The 16464-nt window shown below is 46.0% G+C and carries 19 protein-coding genes; 5 read left to right on the top strand and 14 right to left on the bottom strand.

Annotation, left to right across the window (positions count from 1 at the left end; translation table 11 throughout):
- A complete protein-coding gene (murI, locus tag QJS83_RS10235; protein WP_284604556.1) occupies positions 1–807 on the top strand; it encodes a glutamate racemase in 807 nt (268 codons plus the stop codon).
- Here the strand turns inward: murI and lysA are convergent.
- Positions 804–1979, bottom strand: a complete 1176-nt coding sequence (gene lysA, locus QJS83_RS10230; protein ID WP_284604555.1) for a diaminopimelate decarboxylase — start codon at positions 1977–1979, stop codon at positions 804–806. The two genes, murI and lysA, sit on opposite strands and share 4 nt — an antisense overlap.
- Before the next feature lie 44 nt (positions 1980–2023).
- On the opposite strand from lysA, the gene QJS83_RS10225 reads away from it, so the two are divergent.
- On the top strand, positions 2024–2677 hold the full coding sequence (locus QJS83_RS10225; protein ID WP_284604554.1) for a M14 family zinc carboxypeptidase: 654 nt from the start codon (positions 2024–2026) through the stop codon (positions 2675–2677).
- A gap of 19 nt (positions 2678–2696) precedes the next feature.
- Positions 2697–3518: a 2,3,4,5-tetrahydropyridine-2,6-dicarboxylate N-succinyltransferase gene (locus QJS83_RS10220; RefSeq protein WP_284604553.1), complete on the top strand. Its 822-nt coding sequence runs from the start codon at positions 2697–2699 to the stop codon at positions 3516–3518.
- On the opposite strand, the gene QJS83_RS10215 is transcribed toward QJS83_RS10220, so the two are convergent.
- The 9 genes from QJS83_RS10215 to QJS83_RS10175 form a co-directional block, all read right to left on the bottom strand.
- Positions 3519–4715 carry an FtsX-like permease family protein gene (locus QJS83_RS10215; RefSeq protein ID WP_284604552.1) on the bottom strand — a complete coding sequence of 399 codons (1197 nt, stop codon included), beginning with the start codon at positions 4713–4715 and terminating at the stop codon, positions 3519–3521.
- 124 nt (positions 4716–4839) lie between these two features.
- The gene (locus QJS83_RS10210; protein WP_284604551.1) at positions 4840–5640 is read right to left on the bottom strand and encodes a substrate-binding periplasmic protein; all 801 of its coding nucleotides are present in this window, start codon (positions 5638–5640) and stop codon (positions 4840–4842) included.
- Between the two features lie 110 nt (positions 5641–5750).
- Entirely contained in the window at positions 5751–6707 is a 957-nt protein-coding gene (locus QJS83_RS10205) for an MlaD family protein (protein WP_284604549.1), read from the bottom strand.
- On the bottom strand, positions 6704–7414 hold the full coding sequence (locus QJS83_RS10200) for a cell division ATP-binding protein FtsE (RefSeq protein WP_284604548.1): 711 nt from the start codon (positions 7412–7414) through the stop codon (positions 6704–6706). The genes QJS83_RS10205 and QJS83_RS10200 overlap by 4 nt, the downstream gene beginning before the upstream one ends.
- Complete coding sequence (locus tag QJS83_RS10195) at positions 7414–8238, bottom strand: MlaE family ABC transporter permease (RefSeq protein ID WP_284604546.1); 825 nt, start codon at positions 8236–8238, stop codon at positions 7414–7416. Before QJS83_RS10195 ends, QJS83_RS10200 begins: the two co-directional genes overlap by 1 nt.
- Before the next feature lie 74 nt (positions 8239–8312).
- Positions 8313–8888, bottom strand: a complete 576-nt coding sequence (locus QJS83_RS10190) for a YdcF family protein (RefSeq protein ID WP_284604544.1) — start codon at positions 8886–8888, stop codon at positions 8313–8315.
- Positions 8875–9252: a RidA family protein gene (locus tag QJS83_RS10185; protein ID WP_284604542.1), complete on the bottom strand. Its 378-nt coding sequence runs from the start codon at positions 9250–9252 to the stop codon at positions 8875–8877. The genes QJS83_RS10190 and QJS83_RS10185 overlap by 14 nt, the downstream gene beginning before the upstream one ends.
- Before the next feature lie 17 nt (positions 9253–9269).
- Positions 9270–9752, bottom strand: a complete 483-nt coding sequence (locus QJS83_RS10180) for an organic solvent tolerance protein (RefSeq protein ID WP_284604540.1) — start codon at positions 9750–9752, stop codon at positions 9270–9272.
- Positions 9753–9860: 108 nt separating this feature from the next.
- Positions 9861–11186, bottom strand: a complete 1326-nt coding sequence (locus QJS83_RS10175; RefSeq protein WP_284604538.1) for an HD domain-containing protein — start codon at positions 11184–11186, stop codon at positions 9861–9863.
- A 172-nt stretch (positions 11187–11358) separates the two neighbouring features.
- Between QJS83_RS10175 and QJS83_RS10170 the strand changes: the two genes are divergently transcribed.
- Together QJS83_RS10170 and QJS83_RS10165 are read left to right on the top strand one after the other, a co-directional pair.
- Positions 11359–11997, top strand: a complete 639-nt coding sequence (locus QJS83_RS10170) for a chalcone isomerase family protein (RefSeq protein WP_284604536.1) — start codon at positions 11359–11361, stop codon at positions 11995–11997.
- 53 nt (positions 11998–12050) lie between these two features.
- The gene (locus QJS83_RS10165) at positions 12051–12665 is read left to right on the top strand and encodes an NADPH-dependent FMN reductase (protein WP_284604535.1); all 615 of its coding nucleotides are present in this window, start codon (positions 12051–12053) and stop codon (positions 12663–12665) included.
- 82 nt (positions 12666–12747) lie between these two features.
- On the opposite strand, the gene QJS83_RS10160 is transcribed toward QJS83_RS10165, so the two are convergent.
- From QJS83_RS10160 to QJS83_RS10145, 4 genes are all read right to left on the bottom strand, one after another.
- Positions 12748–13161 (bottom strand): DMT family transporter, encoded by a 414-nt coding sequence (locus tag QJS83_RS10160; protein WP_284604533.1) that lies wholly within the window; start codon positions 13159–13161, stop codon positions 12748–12750.
- A 464-nt stretch (positions 13162–13625) separates the two neighbouring features.
- The gene (locus tag QJS83_RS10155; protein WP_284604531.1) at positions 13626–13763 is read right to left on the bottom strand and encodes an FHA domain-containing protein; all 138 of its coding nucleotides are present in this window, start codon (positions 13761–13763) and stop codon (positions 13626–13628) included.
- Positions 13764–14666: a hypothetical protein gene (locus QJS83_RS10150; RefSeq protein ID WP_284604529.1), complete on the bottom strand. Its 903-nt coding sequence runs from the start codon at positions 14664–14666 to the stop codon at positions 13764–13766.
- Between the two features lie 9 nt (positions 14667–14675).
- Complete coding sequence (locus tag QJS83_RS10145; protein WP_284604527.1) at positions 14676–16271, bottom strand: microtubule-binding protein; 1596 nt, start codon at positions 16269–16271, stop codon at positions 14676–14678.
- Positions 16272–16464: the final 193 nt, after the last annotated feature.

The following is a 16464-nucleotide window of genomic DNA, read 5'->3' as shown; positions in this document are numbered from 1 at the left end:
ATGTCGGCTGTAGATACTCGTCCCATTGGCGTTTTCGATTCTGGAATTGGTGGTCTCACCGTTCTTAAAGAATTGGCTTTGCAGTTCCCTCAAGAAAGTTTTCTTTACTTGGGGGATACGGCAAGACTTCCCTATGGGTCGAAATCTCCGCAAACGATTCGCAAATATTCTGAGCAGAATATTCTTTTTCTTGAAAAACAGGATGTAAAAGCAATCGTCATCGCGTGCAATACAGCTTCAAGTCAGCTCACCGAAAAAGAGTTTGACGGTCTGCCGATTTACAATGTGATCGAACCGGGTTCGCAAAGAGCGTTGGAGCTTTCCCAAACTCGCAAAATCGGCGTTCTTGGCACTCGAGCCACCGTGAACAGCCAGGCTTATACTAAAAAAATTCGCGAACTGAATGCCGAGGCTGTGGTCTTTGATCAGGCCTGTCCACTTTTTGTTCCCCTGGCAGAGGAAGGCTGGGATTCCGATCCTGTGACGAATTTGATCGTCTTCCGTTATTTAAGTCCGCTCTTGCAAAATCAAATCGACACCTTGATTTTGGGTTGCACGCACTATCCGATTCTTAAGAACTCTATTGCTCGTGTGACGGGATCTGCGATTGAGCTTGTCGACTCTGGCGAAGCAATTGCGCGTTGGTTGGAAAGAGATTTCAGTTCCGGTCGACTTAAAAGAAATTCAGCGGGCAACAACCGCGTGATTGATATCATGACAACAGACCACTCCGTGCATTTCACCGAAGTGGCTCATCGCATTTTAAAACCCGTTGTTGCCAGCGGCTTTCGCGTTGTCGATCTTTAGATACAGATTTCCAAAGGCAGTTCTTGCAGATTGTAAATACTCGCCATCGAGTACCCATAGGCACCCGAATCCAAAACCGCAACAAAATCCCCTTCACTGACTGAGCCTAGCGTACGGTCTTTGGCGAAAAAGTCAGAGGATTCACAGATAGGCCCCACGATATCCGCTTTCATTTCCGCCGACGCTTTTTTGAGAGGCAAAATCAGATGATCGGCCTCATACAAAGACGGACGGATTAGATGGTTCATACCCGCATCAACGATGACAAAAGTTTTGTCTTTGGTTTTCTTAATGTATTGAACCTGCGTGATCAAAGCCCCGCAATGGCCAACAAGCCAACGCCCCGGCTCTGACTGCAACTCGCAGTTAAGATCGCCCAAGGTTTCAAGCGTGATCTTAGCGTAATCCTTAAGAAGGCTTTCTTCCAACTCCAGATCCAAGCGATCATAGAAAATGCCAAGGCCCCCGCCAAAATCAAAGCGTTTCAATGTACTGAACTCTTTTTGCAGCTCTACAAAAACTGATTTGAGTTTTAGTAACGCCTCTTGATAGCCGGAAAACTCCATCATCATAGAGCCTAAATGTAAACTCACACCCACAAGCTCAATACAATCAGCATAGGACTTTAAAGTTTTAATCAACTCTGGAATAAGCCCCAGCTCCATTCCAAATTTATTATCTTTAAGTCCTGTGGCGATATAGGGGTGAGTTTTAATATCAATATCAGGATTCAGTCGCAAAGCGATCGACGTTTTTTTATTGAGACTTCGCGCCAACGCACCAATACGCTCCAACTCCGGCAGGCTTTCTACGTTGATCTGATAAATACCGAGCTTTAACGCTTCGGTGATTTCATGGCGCGTTTTACCGACGCCGCTATAAACGATGTCTTGAACGGAAAAGCCGCTTTCTAAAGCTCGTTTGATTTCACCGAGAGAGACAACGTCTGCGCCCGCACCCAGCTTTTTTAGCTGCTGCAAAATCTCAGGGTTGGAGTTGGCTTTCATCGCATAAAAAAGACGCACACCCTTTAAATGCTGGGACATCGTTTTAAAACGCGCCGAAAGAAAATCGAGGTCATACACATAGATCGGCCGCATGTAGTTGGCACACAACGGAAGGAGCGGCTTCTTTAACGGCCCTAGGCATAATTCATTATTGATGTATTCCATCCAAACCTCGTGCTAGCATCATCGCGCAGGAAGGATATTTTGTCATGAAAACTTCTATTTTTACCACCACTTCTAAAGGCATGCCGGTCATAGCCTATGAATTTCATAATGACGGTCCGGAAGTTCTTATCCTGGGCGGCGTCCATGGCGACGAAATTGAAGGCGTCATCGCTTCTCAAGAGCTTTTGAAGCACTTTATGCACTCCTTCCCCTACAAGCTCAACCTCACATTGGTACCGCAATTTAACTTTGAAGGTGTGATTTTCAAAACCCGCGGTAACGGCAACGGTGTGGATCTGAACCGCAATCTGCCAACTAAAGATTGGTCTCCGGAAGTAAAAACGCCCCGCTATCATCCCGGCCCTTTTGCGGGAAGCGAAAACGAAAACAAAGGTTTGATGGCTTATCTTGAGCAGAAAAAACCAGTGTTTATTTTGAGTTTACACTCTTGGCATCCGGTCTTAAACGTCAACGGCGACTGCCGCCAGGTGGCCGAGGTTTTAGCGCAAAGAACCGGTTATAAAATTGATGACGACATCGGCTATCCAACACCAGGGTGCCTGGGAACTTACACAGGACTCGAAAGAAATTTCCCGACATTGACTTATGAAATCGAAAGAGGTCTGTCGGCAGAAAAAATTATTGAAATTCATGTTCCAGCGATTCTGGAATCACTCAAAGTTTTAGAAAGAAAATAGTTCGCGCGAAGGAGGACGTATGCAGAATGACGTGAATAAAATTTATACTGACATCCAAAACGGAAAAACCGTCGATCAGCTTACAACGCAAGAATTGAAACACATTGTTGAGACGATCGAAGGCCTGGATTCAGGACGCCTTCGCGTTTGCGAAAAAACCACTGAAGGCTGGATCACTCACGAATGGATCAAAAAAGCGATTTTGCTTTATTTCCGCATCCAAAAAATGGATATCATGAAAGCCGGCGACTTCACTTACTTCGATAAAATTCCCGTGAAGCAATGGAGCGAAGAAGATGGCGTTCGCGTTGTCCCACACGCTCTGGCGCGAAAAGGCTCCTTCATTGAAAAAGGGGCGATTCTTATGCCGTCATACGTGAACATTGGCGCTTACGTTGGCTCTGGAACGATGGTCGACACCTGGGCGACCGTAGGCTCGTGCGCGCAAATTGGAAAGAACGTGCATCTTTCCGGCGGCGTGGGTATTGGCGGCGTTCTTGAACCTGTTCAGGCATCTCCAGTAATCGTGGAAGACAATGCCTTTATCGGCAGCCGCTGTATCGTTGTCGAAGGTGCGGTCATCGAAGAGGGTGCTGTACTTGGTGCGGGTGTAACAATCACGGCAAGTACGAAAATCATTGATGTGACAGGATCTTCTCCTGTGGAATACAAAGGTCGCGTACCCGCCAATTGCGTCGTGATTCCTGGCACCCAAATGAAAGACTTCCCGTCTGGAAAATACGGAGTGCCGTGTGCATTGATTATCGGAAAAAGAAAACCAAGTACAGATCTGAAGACATCTTTGACAGATGCTCTGCGCGACTATCAAGTCAGTGTTTAATTATTTCATTCTTAAGGCGTCTGAGGGTTGCACCTCAGCCGCTGTTCTTGCCGGGATATAAGATCCAAACCACGCGGTCAAAGCACTGATAATAAGAACCGCGAACATCAAAGTGTAATCAACAAGAGCTGGGATCGACGGATCGTAATAGATTTGCGAAGCGCCCAGTTGAATCGGATGGGCCTGCAGATACAGTCCCACCCCCGTGCCTAAGATCACGCCGACAAGCACTCCGACAAAAGCCAGAATAAATCCCAGCTGCGTGAACGTCTTCACTGTCTGCCGACCTGAAAAACCAATCGTGCGCAGAATGGCGATATCTCTTTTCTTCTGTGAAAGCAATAGAGCAAGAACAGTTAAAATAGAGCTTGCTGCAATCATACCGGCCAAACCTAAAAAGGTGCCAATCGTCAGCTTCTCTAATTTCAATGCATACAAAAGAGCTGAGTTGCGATCCATCCAGGTTTCAACGCTGACGTCACTAAACTTCATCAAATCTTCTTTTGCGTCTTCAATGCGCGATTCGTCAGCCAACCAGGCTTCAATCCCGATCTTGCGCATTCCTTCATCGACCAAAGAGTTCAGCGCTTTACCCCGCTGATAGAAAACATATTGGGAATCGATATCCGCTAGACTCGTCGTTACGATTCTTTTAATACGCACTCGCTCGAACTTAGGTGTTTCCCCTGGAGGTAATAACAATCCCGACGGCGCAACCACGGTGACAAAATCCCCCTCAAAAACGCCTAGCGATTGCGCCAGATCCACACCCATCACGATTTCGCCCTGGTCCGGCACGTCCTGAGGATCGGTAAAATACGCCGGTGATTCACGATCGATATTTTTTCGGTCCATTTGTTGAAGCTGCTCTGAAAAGTGCTCTAGACTTTCGCGTGTCACTCCGCGCGCAATACCGCCGCGGAATTGACCGTCTTGACTGCGAATAATCACATCTTGAGTTTCATACACATAGGCTTTGTTTTCCGGAGTCTCATGCAGTCTTTGATAAACGGGATGTGTTTCTAAAACGGACGGCGACGTGATGCCGGAAACCTGCACGTAAAGATGCGGCTCCAACCCAAGAATTCTTTTTTTGATGGCGGCATTCATTCCGTTCATGACAAATAAAACGACAAGAAAAGCCGTCACGCTGATCGCGATTCCAACCATGGAAAGCCAAGAGATCCGACGGATCAAAGACCCGGCTCTTTTAGAGAAAATAAAATGGCGAAACAAGTGTCCAACCAGCATAGCCTCTATCATAAGATGCTAGGAAGTGGATTCAAGAGAATTATCCTCTCTCTTGCCTCGACATAGAGCGCTATCGTATGTTTTTAGACGTTAAAAGCGCCGCCAAGCTTTCGCCGACATAACTGCGAACAATCCGCTCATACTCGCCACTTTCGTGAAGCTTCGCCAATTCGCGATTAAAAGAATCCCGAAGTTTCTCGTCATGAAAAGCGACATGCGACGCCATTTTTTCAGAAAACAAACGAAACACTTCGATATCTTTCGCCGTATCGACTTTTGCCGCCTGCACCATGCGAAACCACCCGAAAACGTAGCGGTCGATGATGATAACATCAATTTTTTCACTCCAGAAAGCTTCGCTTTGCTCCTCTTGCTTGACGAACTCCTTATAGCCCGTCGAAAAATCTCCATTCGCTTTCGGAGAGTAAGTCGAACGAAACGCGGGTCCCAGATCTTTCCAGGCATTCACCCATGTTCCGATCCGATAGCGCTGCAGATCCTTAATATTTTTGACAGCGACTTTTTTCTTTTTTAAGGCAATCGCGTAGTTCTGAAAATACACGTAAGGCTCCGAATAAAACACCGCTCCGTCAGAAGCCAAAGGAACTCCGACGACAACATCGTAGGAATTTCCATGTTTGGCTTCGGCTTCCAAGCGCAACGGAGACATATTATCGAAAGTGTACTTCTGACCTAAACGACGAAAGATTTCGCCGACGACTTCAACTTCGATGCCTTTCCACTTCCCTTGTTCTTGAAAAACATAAGGAGGCCGGCCATTGCCGAAGGCTATTTTTAAATTTTTGGCTTCTGTTCTTTGTACCGCAACGTTCAGGAGTAAGAGAATACCAACGCGAAAAAAGGATCGCACGTTTCACCCCTGCTTCATTTGTGAGCAAGAGTAATATCGTGCGTTCGTGCCACTTACTAAAGGGCGGTTAAAAAAATTTGTTCCCTTATAATCTCAAGGCGAAACGAGATCTACTTAGTGTGAGCCGGCATTCGTAAAGCATCTTCTTCTTCTTTCACTTCACGAACACTTCCTCGCATAAAGAAGCTCTTTTGCATCGCTTTTAGGACAACCACTGTCTCATTGAGAGCCTGAACGAGTTTCACACTCGCTCCCGGTAATTCCGTTTCTACTTCTTTTACCGCAGGTCCGATCGCCTTGGTTACCACCGCCAGATTCTGCGTCATGGTTGCCAAATCTTTTGCGAGCTCCGGATTTTGTTCGTTGAGCTCAGGCAAGATGCGATTGATCTCCCGGGTTGTCACAGCTAAATTGCCGACAAGCTTTTGCACGCCATCGTCATGTGTGGCCTGCTTGGAAAGTTTGATGACTTCCATCGACATCGTGTTCAGATTTTTCATTAACGGATCAAGTCGGTCGATCACACGCACCATGCTTTCGGCACGGCTTTTATCCGCAAAAGCATCGACAATCACTTGCATGCTTTCTAAGATTCCTCCCAATTTTGAAAGGTAGGAATTCATGTTCTTTCCGCTCATCAATGTCATAAGATCCACGGTCTCTAAAGACTTCACCGCACTTTGCGCTGGAATGACTTCAAACCGATCGCTTCCAACCGACAGATCGAGCACTCTTTCCCCGATAATAAACGGACGAATCAGTTGCACCGTGCTGTTTTCACGAATACGGTCCTGGAATTTTCCCAAGACGTAAAATCCCACGCGAATGCGATTGTCGCTTTCCAGTTCCACGGTTTCTACGGCGCCGGCACGCAGACCCGAGATTTGCACCAAGGTTCCCTGATGAATCCCGTCAGCATTTTCAAACGTCGTCGTATAGCGGACCTTCGGCTCAAACCAACCTTGTTTGATCGCTGCAACGGTCGCGGTCAGCAACACTCCCCCAATAGCCAAGAGAATGAAGAGACCTGCGACTCTTTCAAACTTATTAAACTTCACCTTCATCATAGATGAACAACTCTTTTCTCTGGATCCACTGCTTGGTAATAAAGCTGCCCATCATCCAAGTGGATAATTTGATAAGCAAACAGGTTCATAAACTTCTCATCGTAAGAGCTAATAAAAATATGACTGAAGTGGCCTTCTTTGCGCAGGCGATGGATATGATCCACGAAAGTATAAATACTGTCTTGGCCCATCCCCACACTTGGATCATCTAAAAGCAGAACTTGCGGGCGCATGATCAAGGCTCTTAAAACACATGTCAGCTTGCGAATGCGGCCTGGCACGTGCGCAGGTCTTTCGTGCGCGAATTTTTCCATGCCGAATTCCTTCAACATGTCTACGACACGCTTTTTCGCTTCTTCCGGAGAAACCACCTTGTGATACAAAAGAGGCAACATCAAGTTATCAAACAGCGTGCGATTGTTGATCAAACCGCCGTAGTCAAACGAGTAACCGATTTGCAGGCGATACGGTAAAAATTCTTCAAAAGACATTTCCAAAACATTTTCACCGTTGATCAAGTACTTCCCCGATTGAGGAATTTGCAAGCCTGCTAGAATTTGCAAAAGCGAACTCTTCCCGGCTCCTTCTTCCGCCTTGACCCAGTGAATCTCGTTCATTGGAAAATCAAACTCGACGTTGTGAACAATCGGATCTTGTCCCTCGTGTGTAAATGAAACACCTTCAAATTTAAGACTCTCGATTTTCATTAGACCACCCCTAAACTGCGAAGTTGATTTAAATAAAACAAAGCTGAAACCATAAGATTAAAAATAACTACGAAGATAATGCTGTTAACGACCGCTTGCGTGGTGACTTGTGGAACTTCATGCGGACTGCGCTTTACCGACAAGCCTTGATAGCAAGACACGACGAAAATGATCATCCCGCTAAATCCGTTTTTAAGAAGAAAGATCAGCACGTCCTCTTGAGCAAAAGCCCGCATTAAAGAATCCGTATAGAAGGCAAACGGCATATCCTGCACAAACCGTGTGACCAGAAAGCCGCCGATCAAGGCGATAAAGTTGAAATAGAAAGCCAAGGCAAGCACGCTGATAATGCCGCCAATGACACGCGGGAAAACAATGAAACTCAAAGGATTAATTCCCATGCTCTCAAGGGCTTCGATCTCGCGATTGGCGCGCATATTTCCAACTTCGGAAGCAACCGCCGTCCCCGAGCGTGCGATCACCACAAGAGCCACAAGTAACGGCCCGGCCTCACGCAAAACCATCACGATCAAAAAGCTTCCGATCATTTGTGTGCCGCCAAGCAAAGTCAGATTGGCCAAAGACTGCATGATCATGATGGAGCCCACGCCCAAAGCAAGAACCGAGATCAATGGCAACGCCTGCCAGCCCGTGAAATAAATTTGTGCGGAAATAACGCCGACAATTTGGCGAAAGCCTTGGGCTTTATCAAGCAGAGTGGCACGCAACGAAAGATAGACCATCAGGAGGACACGTGCCGTGTACTCCAAATTCTTCGTAACAAATCTTCCTAGCGAATCAACGTGCGCCAGTAAAGAAGTCATAGTTCTTCCCTCTATCTTCCAGAAAACTTATCGGTTTTCTTTTGATTTTTAGGGATTAGATCTAAGTCCTGATTTTAGTAAGCCCACAAGGAGTAGAAGAAAGATTTCAACGCTTCAAAGCCCGTCTCCCAGACGGAAGCCTCGTAACGACCGCCGATCATAGCGTGTTTCTTTATGTAGATGTTTTCAGGAAAGGCCGCACGAAAAGTGCGATACGAGCGATACATGTGCAAGCGCGACGTCACCAGCAGGATGTCGCGGCATTTTAGCGCTTCCACAATCGGCAGACTTTGTTGGGCATTCCCGTAAGTCGTTTCCGAGCGACGATCCAAAACAACGTCATTCTCTGAAAGATTTCCGTAAAAAGACCAGACTGGCATGATCTCGCGCAGGCGCGCATTGGAATACACGCCTGAAATCACCAACTTTTTTACGTTTTGATTCGCGAGTAAATCAAAACCTTCGCGCACTCTTCCCGCCCCGCCTGTCAGGACAACGGCACAATCAGCAGAAGGAGTTTTCATCCAAGATTGCACGCTCTCATTTTGCACCTTTTGGAATTCTCCGTAATAACGAAAAATCACGACGCCGCTAAAAAGCAGCAAGACCCAAAAAGAACGAGAGCGCAGCAAAGACTTAGCGATGCGCAATGACTTCGATCTCCACGTTCACACCCTTAGGAAGCGCCGCTACGCCCACAGTCGAACGCGCAGGAGGTGCCTCTTTGAATGCTTTCGCATAAACTTCGTTCACAGTCGCGAAGTCGCTCATGTTTGTGATGAAGATTGTCGTCTTCACGATATTCGAGAAATTCATTCCCGATGCCGCAAGAACCGCTTCGACATTTTTCATCACCATCTCTGTCTGAGTTTTAATATCGCCCGTAAAAACTTCGTTCGTTTTCGGATCGATAGAAATTTGTCCAGAACAGAAAAGCATGTCACCCATTTGAATTGCTTGAGAGTAAGGGCCTACCGCCTTCGGAGCATTGTCTGTATGAATAACTTTTTTCATCGGTTTCATTCCTTTTTTTAGAAGTAAAAAATAATTCCAGCGCTGAACGGACCGTCAGCGATTGTTCTGAAGCGAACGTTGTCAGCAGAGATCACGCCCACACCGCCTTCAAATGTGAATCCCAAAGAATCCAAACCAGGCAAGAAGAACTCACCGCCAAACAGAGCGTTCAATTCAAAGCCCGATTCTTTTTCGCCCAGGGTCTCGAAATTCACAAGACCTACAGAGCCCCCCATGTAGAAGTTCATATTATCTTCTTTGAAAACAATGCGGCGAACGCCCGCATTAAAAGAAAAACGAGATGCATCTTCTTGAGTATCTACGCCTAAGCCGCCGGCAAATGCGATGTCGGAATTAGGATAGTAAACGGCTGCAAGCTCTGGCAGATCCAGGGACGTATTCTTTTTTACGCCCACGCCCAAACGGTTTGTAAGTTCTTTGGCTTCCACTGTGCCAGCAAATGCGATTAAGCAAAGTGCCAACGCCAATTTTTTAAGCATTCTGTGCTCCTCTGTTGCGGTTTTTCAAAGCCATTTCATTAAATGCAAAAGCGCACAAGGGCGCAAAAGGATTCTGCATGTTACAAGAGGTGTCAAAGAGGTTCGGCTTTAAATCAGAGACTCGGCAATGGCAGACAAGAATTCGGAACTGAAAGCGCCCGGATTTTTACTTTCCGCTTCCCACAATTTTTCCTTAAGAAAGCGGAAGCCGACGCCATTCTTTTGCATTGTCGTAAGAACCTCTTGATCAATGCGCTCCGCAAACTGAACCAACTGCGCCTCGACGGGCAATTGTGCCGCCGGCACCTGATTCGGAAAGCCCTTCTCATCGGCTCGTTCATGCGTGCAGACAAGCGCGCTTTTCACAGCCTCATCCAACGGTAGTTTTTTGATCAGACAACGGTTCAAAGACAAAAGCGGATGCTTTTCAAAACTGGATCTCGAATCTTCAGGAATCTTCTTATCATCCGAAAGAAAATACTGATGCGCGATTTTCTCTTCCAAATCATAAATACCGACGTCCGCAAAGAGTCCCGCTAAAAATGCTGTCATCGGATCGCCTTGACCGCTTTTTAAGGACATCAAAGCCGCATAAGTTGCAATCCAAGGTGAACGCCAGAATATCGTGAACTCATCAGAGACAGCTTCGCGAAATGTGTCCCACAAATTTTCTTCGCCACGCATGATTTGAAAAAGTTCTTCAGCAACTTTCTTCAATCCTTCGTAGGCCGCAGAGACCTCATCGTCTTTACTTGTTTTAAAATCAAAAAGCAGAATCTCATTCAAACGCAATGAATAATAGATCACACATAAAAACAAAGCGCGGGCGCGTTTCCTCAGCGCCTTTCCTGAGGTGTCGTAATAAGAATTGATGTACTGCAGGTACTTCTCGCTGTCTTTGATCTGAATATAAAGACCAGAGGCTTTTTCGATACGACTGAATTTTTCGTCTGAAAGAACCGTGTTACTGAAAAGCACCGCCAAATATCTTTGATTCAGCTCCAAACGAACAAAAGCCGGAAGCATCATTGTCGTCATCGGAAAAAAATCGGAATTCTGAATCTCAAAAAACTGAAACCGACAACGGTAAAGACAGAGATATTCAAACTTCAAGCTCGAATGAAACTCGGACTGTGACAGAGGAGTGACTCGAACGTTTTGCGTGCCTTCGAGATTTTCTTTAGCGGAAGCTGCACTCATCACGGTCACTAGGCGCGAGCGAGGAAACAGATCTAAGACACGATCCACGCGGGTTGCGAAAGCGACCAAAGGTTCATCTGTTTCTTGCGCTAATAAAATCAGTTGCGCTTTGAGAAGATCACCCAAAGCCTCCTGCGGCAGACTCTGGTAATTCAGCTGACGAAACGTAAAGAAATGAGTCGAAATAACATGTTTGGCACGACTAAGAACTTCATCTGATTCACTTAGAATCAAGATCTCTAACTTTTGCCTGAATAAAGGGGACGATCTTTGTTGCTCACTCATGCGTCTTTAGCAAAAAGTTTAATGTACCAAAGCGATCCTGCCAACAAAACTTTTCCCCATTGACATTTTATATCTCGAGGCAAATCCTTTTAAGTGAATTGAAGACAGAAAGGATTTCCCAATGAAACTGTTCATCGCCTCTTTATTCACTCTTCTTTTATCTTTAAATGCCTCTGCGGCTTTGCTGACAACAGAAGGCAAAGGAGAAAAGGTGGAAGGCCTGACTCTTGCGACTTCCGCAACGGCGAACGTAGAGAATGAATCTCTTAAGCTCACTTCTGTTGGAGCAGGCTTACGCGCCAAGAAAGTCGTATTCGTAAACGTTAAGGTTTACGTGGGTCAGCTTTTTGTCAGCACTCCCGAAAGTTTCAAAAAAGCGGACGCTGAAGCTCTGGGGTCACTGAAAGATCAAAAAGCTGTCGCAGTACAGCTTCATTTCCTTCGCGACGTCGATGCCGACAACGTACAAAAGTCATTCAAAGAGGCTTTGAAGGCCAACAAAATTGATACAGAAGATGCCTCTGTAAAACAGTTTCTTGATTCCGTTGCAAAAGGCGGCGAAGCCAAAGAAGGCAAAGCTCTCACAATTGTCGGCGCCCGCCTCAAAGATGGTGTGGAGGCTGTGCTTTATGAAACAACGACAGGCAACCTTTCTGAGATTAAAGGCTCAACGGGTTTGATTGAAAAAATCTTTTCTATTTGGCTTGGCAAACCCGCTGATGAAGGCGTTGCTCAACTCAAAAAATCAATGTTGAAATAAAATATGTCGAATACTTTTGGCTTCAGGTTAAATCAGAAAAATACGGAGCGTGTATGAAAGTCTTTTTATTTGCACCGTCACTTCGCCATGGATCTTACAATAAAAAACTCATTCGTATCGCTGCCGATATCGTAAGAGGCATTCCCCATACAGAGGTCGCTCTTCACGAGTTCAATGAATTCCCCATGCCAATGTACGACGGAGACCTTGAGGAAAACCAAGGAGTTCCCGAAGGCGTTTTGAAGCTGGCAAAAAAATTTGAAGAAGCGGATGCTGTGATCATCTCAAGTCCCGAATACAATGGCAGTATTCCCGGGACGTTTAAGAACGCCATAGACTGGCTTTCGCGCTTGGACCCTGTGCCCGTGCGCCGCAAGCAGATCTGTCTTATAGGAGCGTCGCCAGGTCGTTTAGCGGCCGTTCGCGGCAACCTCCACTCTCGCGTGACGTTCCACATTCTGGGATCTTTTGTTTGGCCCGATTATTTTGGAGTCGCCGGTGCCGATCAAGCTTTCGATGATAACGACCAATTCAAAGATCCAAAACAAGTTGATCGCCTCAAGGCCGTTCTTGTCGAGTTTTTGCAATACGCTTCTCGCCGCGAAACACCTTTTGATCGTCTCAACGAATTCCTGGAAGAGCAAAAACACCAACCATCTTCCCGCTAATCCAAAAAAGAAAAAGATCAGAGATGCTTTCCCTGATCTTTTTCTTTTTTTTTAAATTTGAAAACGACAAATTCGAGAGAAATTAACCAGAATTGCGTTGTCGCATATCAACAACCACGGCTGGTTTTTCTTTCAACTCTTTTGCTGTTTCAACTTTTGCAAGTTGTTCAGCAGGCTTTTCTTTGTCTGCGAAGTTCAACATCACAACACCCACAATAATAAGCGTTGTCGCGAGAACTTTTTGCAGAGGAAGAGGCTCATTGAACATCATCATGCCGATGAACGCCATGATCGCTGTTCCCACACCCGCCCAAATAGCATAGACCATGCTGATAGGGAGGGACTTCAGTGCTACAGCGAGAGCCACAAAGCAGATTCCATGACATACCAGAGTGAGTATGACTGGGATCACCTTTGTGAATCCCTCCGAGTACTTCATCGTGATTGTGCCGACGACCTCAAAGATAATTGCTGCTGCCAAGTAGACGTATGCCATAAGACACCCTGTCGCATCTCGACCCTTTCTTTTCTCGTATTCAGTTTTCTTTTCCCGTGCTCGGGCGATTCCCCGAGAGATCTTTTTTTGAATCAGTCAAAAAAGACTTAAAAAGGACCCAGGAAGTGATTCCTGTACTTGATGCTTTAAGAATACCATAGGGCCTTGAAAAAAGCTCTCGCGACTCGACCTCAATGAGATTAAACAGTAAAAACAAGACTTTACGCGCGAGACACAGGTCGTCTTTTCACGCTGTTTTTTGTTTAAATCTATCAATTTTTGTTTGTTGAAAATCTTAAAATGAGACATTTCGAGGACGCTCGACAGAAAAATCCCCTCAAGAATTTTTCCTGCCGACTAACACAGAACGAGACATTCTTACGCTCGCTTGGCGACGTCACTCCCGCTGTTTACTCAGATTTCGAGATTTAGATTTCTGTGTTTTGAAAATAAAAAAACCCGGATTACTTTCCACGACTCACGTGACTGTCATTGAGTGAGATATCGCACTCCATAGCACGGCCCACGGTGAACGAATCTTTGTTCACCTCACGGCTTAGCACCTGATCCTTCCTTTGGATAGTGACTATGAACGTGTTCAATTAGGCTCCTCGGGCTACGGCCGCCTTCCCAATCTCTTTATTAAGCGCATCTTCCGCGAGCGCTTCAACGGCATCACGATGTTCATCGAATGGTCTTTCATGAGCTGGGAAGTCATTGTTGTCACTGCGATACCACAATAAATCAAGGGCACTTTCAAAACGATCCACCATCGAAACGTAAGCTCTTTCCGGAGAAAGAATGACGTTCGTAATATGCGACAGCAAAGAAAAAATAATACCGACGATAGACGTTTTCATCGCGAAAGAAATTTCGTGAAGGAAACGGTCCATGATGTTCTTCGTATTTTCAAGATCCTGCAAATTCATCGTGCCGAGTTCCTGCAAACCGCCCGCGATACCGATGAAAGTTCCTAAAATCCCTGCGACAACGAAAAGCCCCGGCAAAATCGAGATCAAGTCGTTAAGACCGACCATCGGTAAAACACCGAACACACGATTGAAACAAGGATTATGTTGCAAAGTCGCTTTCGTGATGTTGAGAAGCTTTGGATTGCCTTCGCTCCACTTCAGAAATTTCACCTGTTTCAGAATGTCTTTCACCAGCCACGCACAGCCTTGGCGCACCAAAAAGAGGCGGTCACTTGTCGCCATGATGGAGTCAGGCTTACGGCGTTTCATACGGTCGCGAATTTCAAAAACTTCGTAATAGGTTCTTTCCAACGTTTTCTTCGCCAACACATAGAAAGACACATTTTCAGTTTTACCGGGAGTTTCCCCCTCGATAAAACGATTCACGCGTTTTTCAAATTCCTTGGCAAACCATTCGTGACGGCGAACTGTGTAGTAGATCATCGCTCGAAAGAACAGACCGAGCAAAAAGATCCCCGCCATCGCGTAAGGGAGCATAATTATAAAATACTCAGCAAAAGCCTTTTGTGTCACAACCCACCCCTATTGTTTTTTAGAATCCATGCTAAAACGGATGATCACCCGTTGTGCCTTCTTGCAGTCATTCTGTTTACAGAACTCCGCCGCTGTTGCGACGTTTCTGTTCTGTACATTCATGACTTCCAAGAAGCTTCGTCCTGAAACTTTCATCAACGACATCAATTCCTTCTGATGGTCGAACTGCACGTTTTGGTCGTCCAACATGTAAGCGAAAATAGACTTCGCACGGCGATAACTCAAATCCATGTTGTATTTCAAAGCGACTTTATCTTCAGGCTTAGGACTGCGCGGATCAATGTAGCGCCCCTGATAGGTCGGAGAAGCGAAACCGATAATTTCGACCGCAGAGATTTTATCCGACACTTTGGGATTCCCGAATAAAGAACGCGAGTAAATCGGCATCGCTCTTTCGATGACGTTTTTCATTTCCGCCTTCAAACGGTCCGAGTCGCTATCAAAGTAGGCTTGCCCGAAATCCAAGACGACATCGCCTGATTCCATGTCGATATCCGCCTTGATACCGGCTTTCGCAAAACCGCGCTGAATTTCACCAGCCACCATTTTGCGCGCTTCGATTTCAGCTTTCGCTTTCGCCAACTGTCCTTGAGTGTCAGCCAAAGCGCCTTGCATCGCAGCGACTCTTCTTGCGTTCGCAGCACGCTCTGCAGCCATCCCTGCTTGCAGGCCAGCCTTCTCTTGCGCGAAACCTGCAGACATCGCCGCCATCCTAGCTTGCGATTCCGCTTTTGTTTTTGAAAGAGCTCCAGAAAGATACTTCGCTTCGTTTTCTTTCTGCGCTAGCAATCCTTGCGTTTGCGAAAGCTCCCCTTGCACCTGACCTAGCTGCGTGCTCGCCGCTTGCAATTGCTGCTGATACTGAGCATTGGCCTGGGAAAGAGCTTCCACCTTTTGCTGACTTTCAGCGCGCGCCTGAGCCATCTTCTGCTCAAACAGATTCTTCGAAAGCTTATTCATTTTATAAGCATAGCGAAGCTCGTTGACGCGCTTTTGCAACACGGCCTGTGTTTGCTTGATCTTCATCTCACCCTGAGAAATCAACTGCTTCTTATCTTGAATATCCTTATTCAAGTCGGCAATCGTCGTCTCTTGGGTTTCAATTTCAACGTCTTGTTCTTTGATTAAGTCGTCACGGTTGATGATCTTCGATTTCGCCATCTTGTTGGCATTAAGAACGTTACGCACCATCTGTTGGTACTTATTCAAAGCTTTCACTTTTTTCTCGTTCTCAAGAGCTTCCTGCACAAGACGGTCTTTTTCCGTTTTAGCGTCCTCTTGCAAGAGAGTGAGCTTATCCATAAGCTCCTGATACTCTTGAGCCTCATCCTTCGTGGCTTGATTGGCGAGGTAATCGTTCTTTACGGATTCATACATTTTCAATTGATGTTGCAGCTCTTCTACTTTCATAGAGAGCTTCTGATTCTCAACTTGATTTCGCAAACCTTCGGTTCCCGTTCTGAGACTGGCTGTCACATACAACAATAGGAAGATCGTGCTGAGCCCCAAGAAGAGATCCGAATAGGACGTCCAAAAACTGTCCTGCGAATTATGTTCTTTATTCTTTGCATAGTTAAAAGACATAACGACGCACCCCACCTGGCCTTAAATATAGCAGGGCTTGGCGGATCCTCGATGCCTCAAAAACAGAATCTTGTGTTTTTGTTTTTTTGAAACTGTCAAACTCGTGGACATTTGCGGCGACAGGCAAAAACTCTTTCCGCAGAGTGAAAATCTTCTGGGCAGTTTTTTCGTGCTGTTAAAAAACGATGCAAAT

This window comes from Bdellovibrio sp. 22V (genome assembly GCF_030169785.1).
Taxonomy (GTDB): Bacteria; Bdellovibrionota; Bdellovibrionia; order Bdellovibrionales; family Bdellovibrionaceae; genus Bdellovibrio.
The sequence above is the reverse complement of the archived record's forward strand: the minus strand, read 5'-3'. Positions and strand labels throughout refer to the sequence as shown.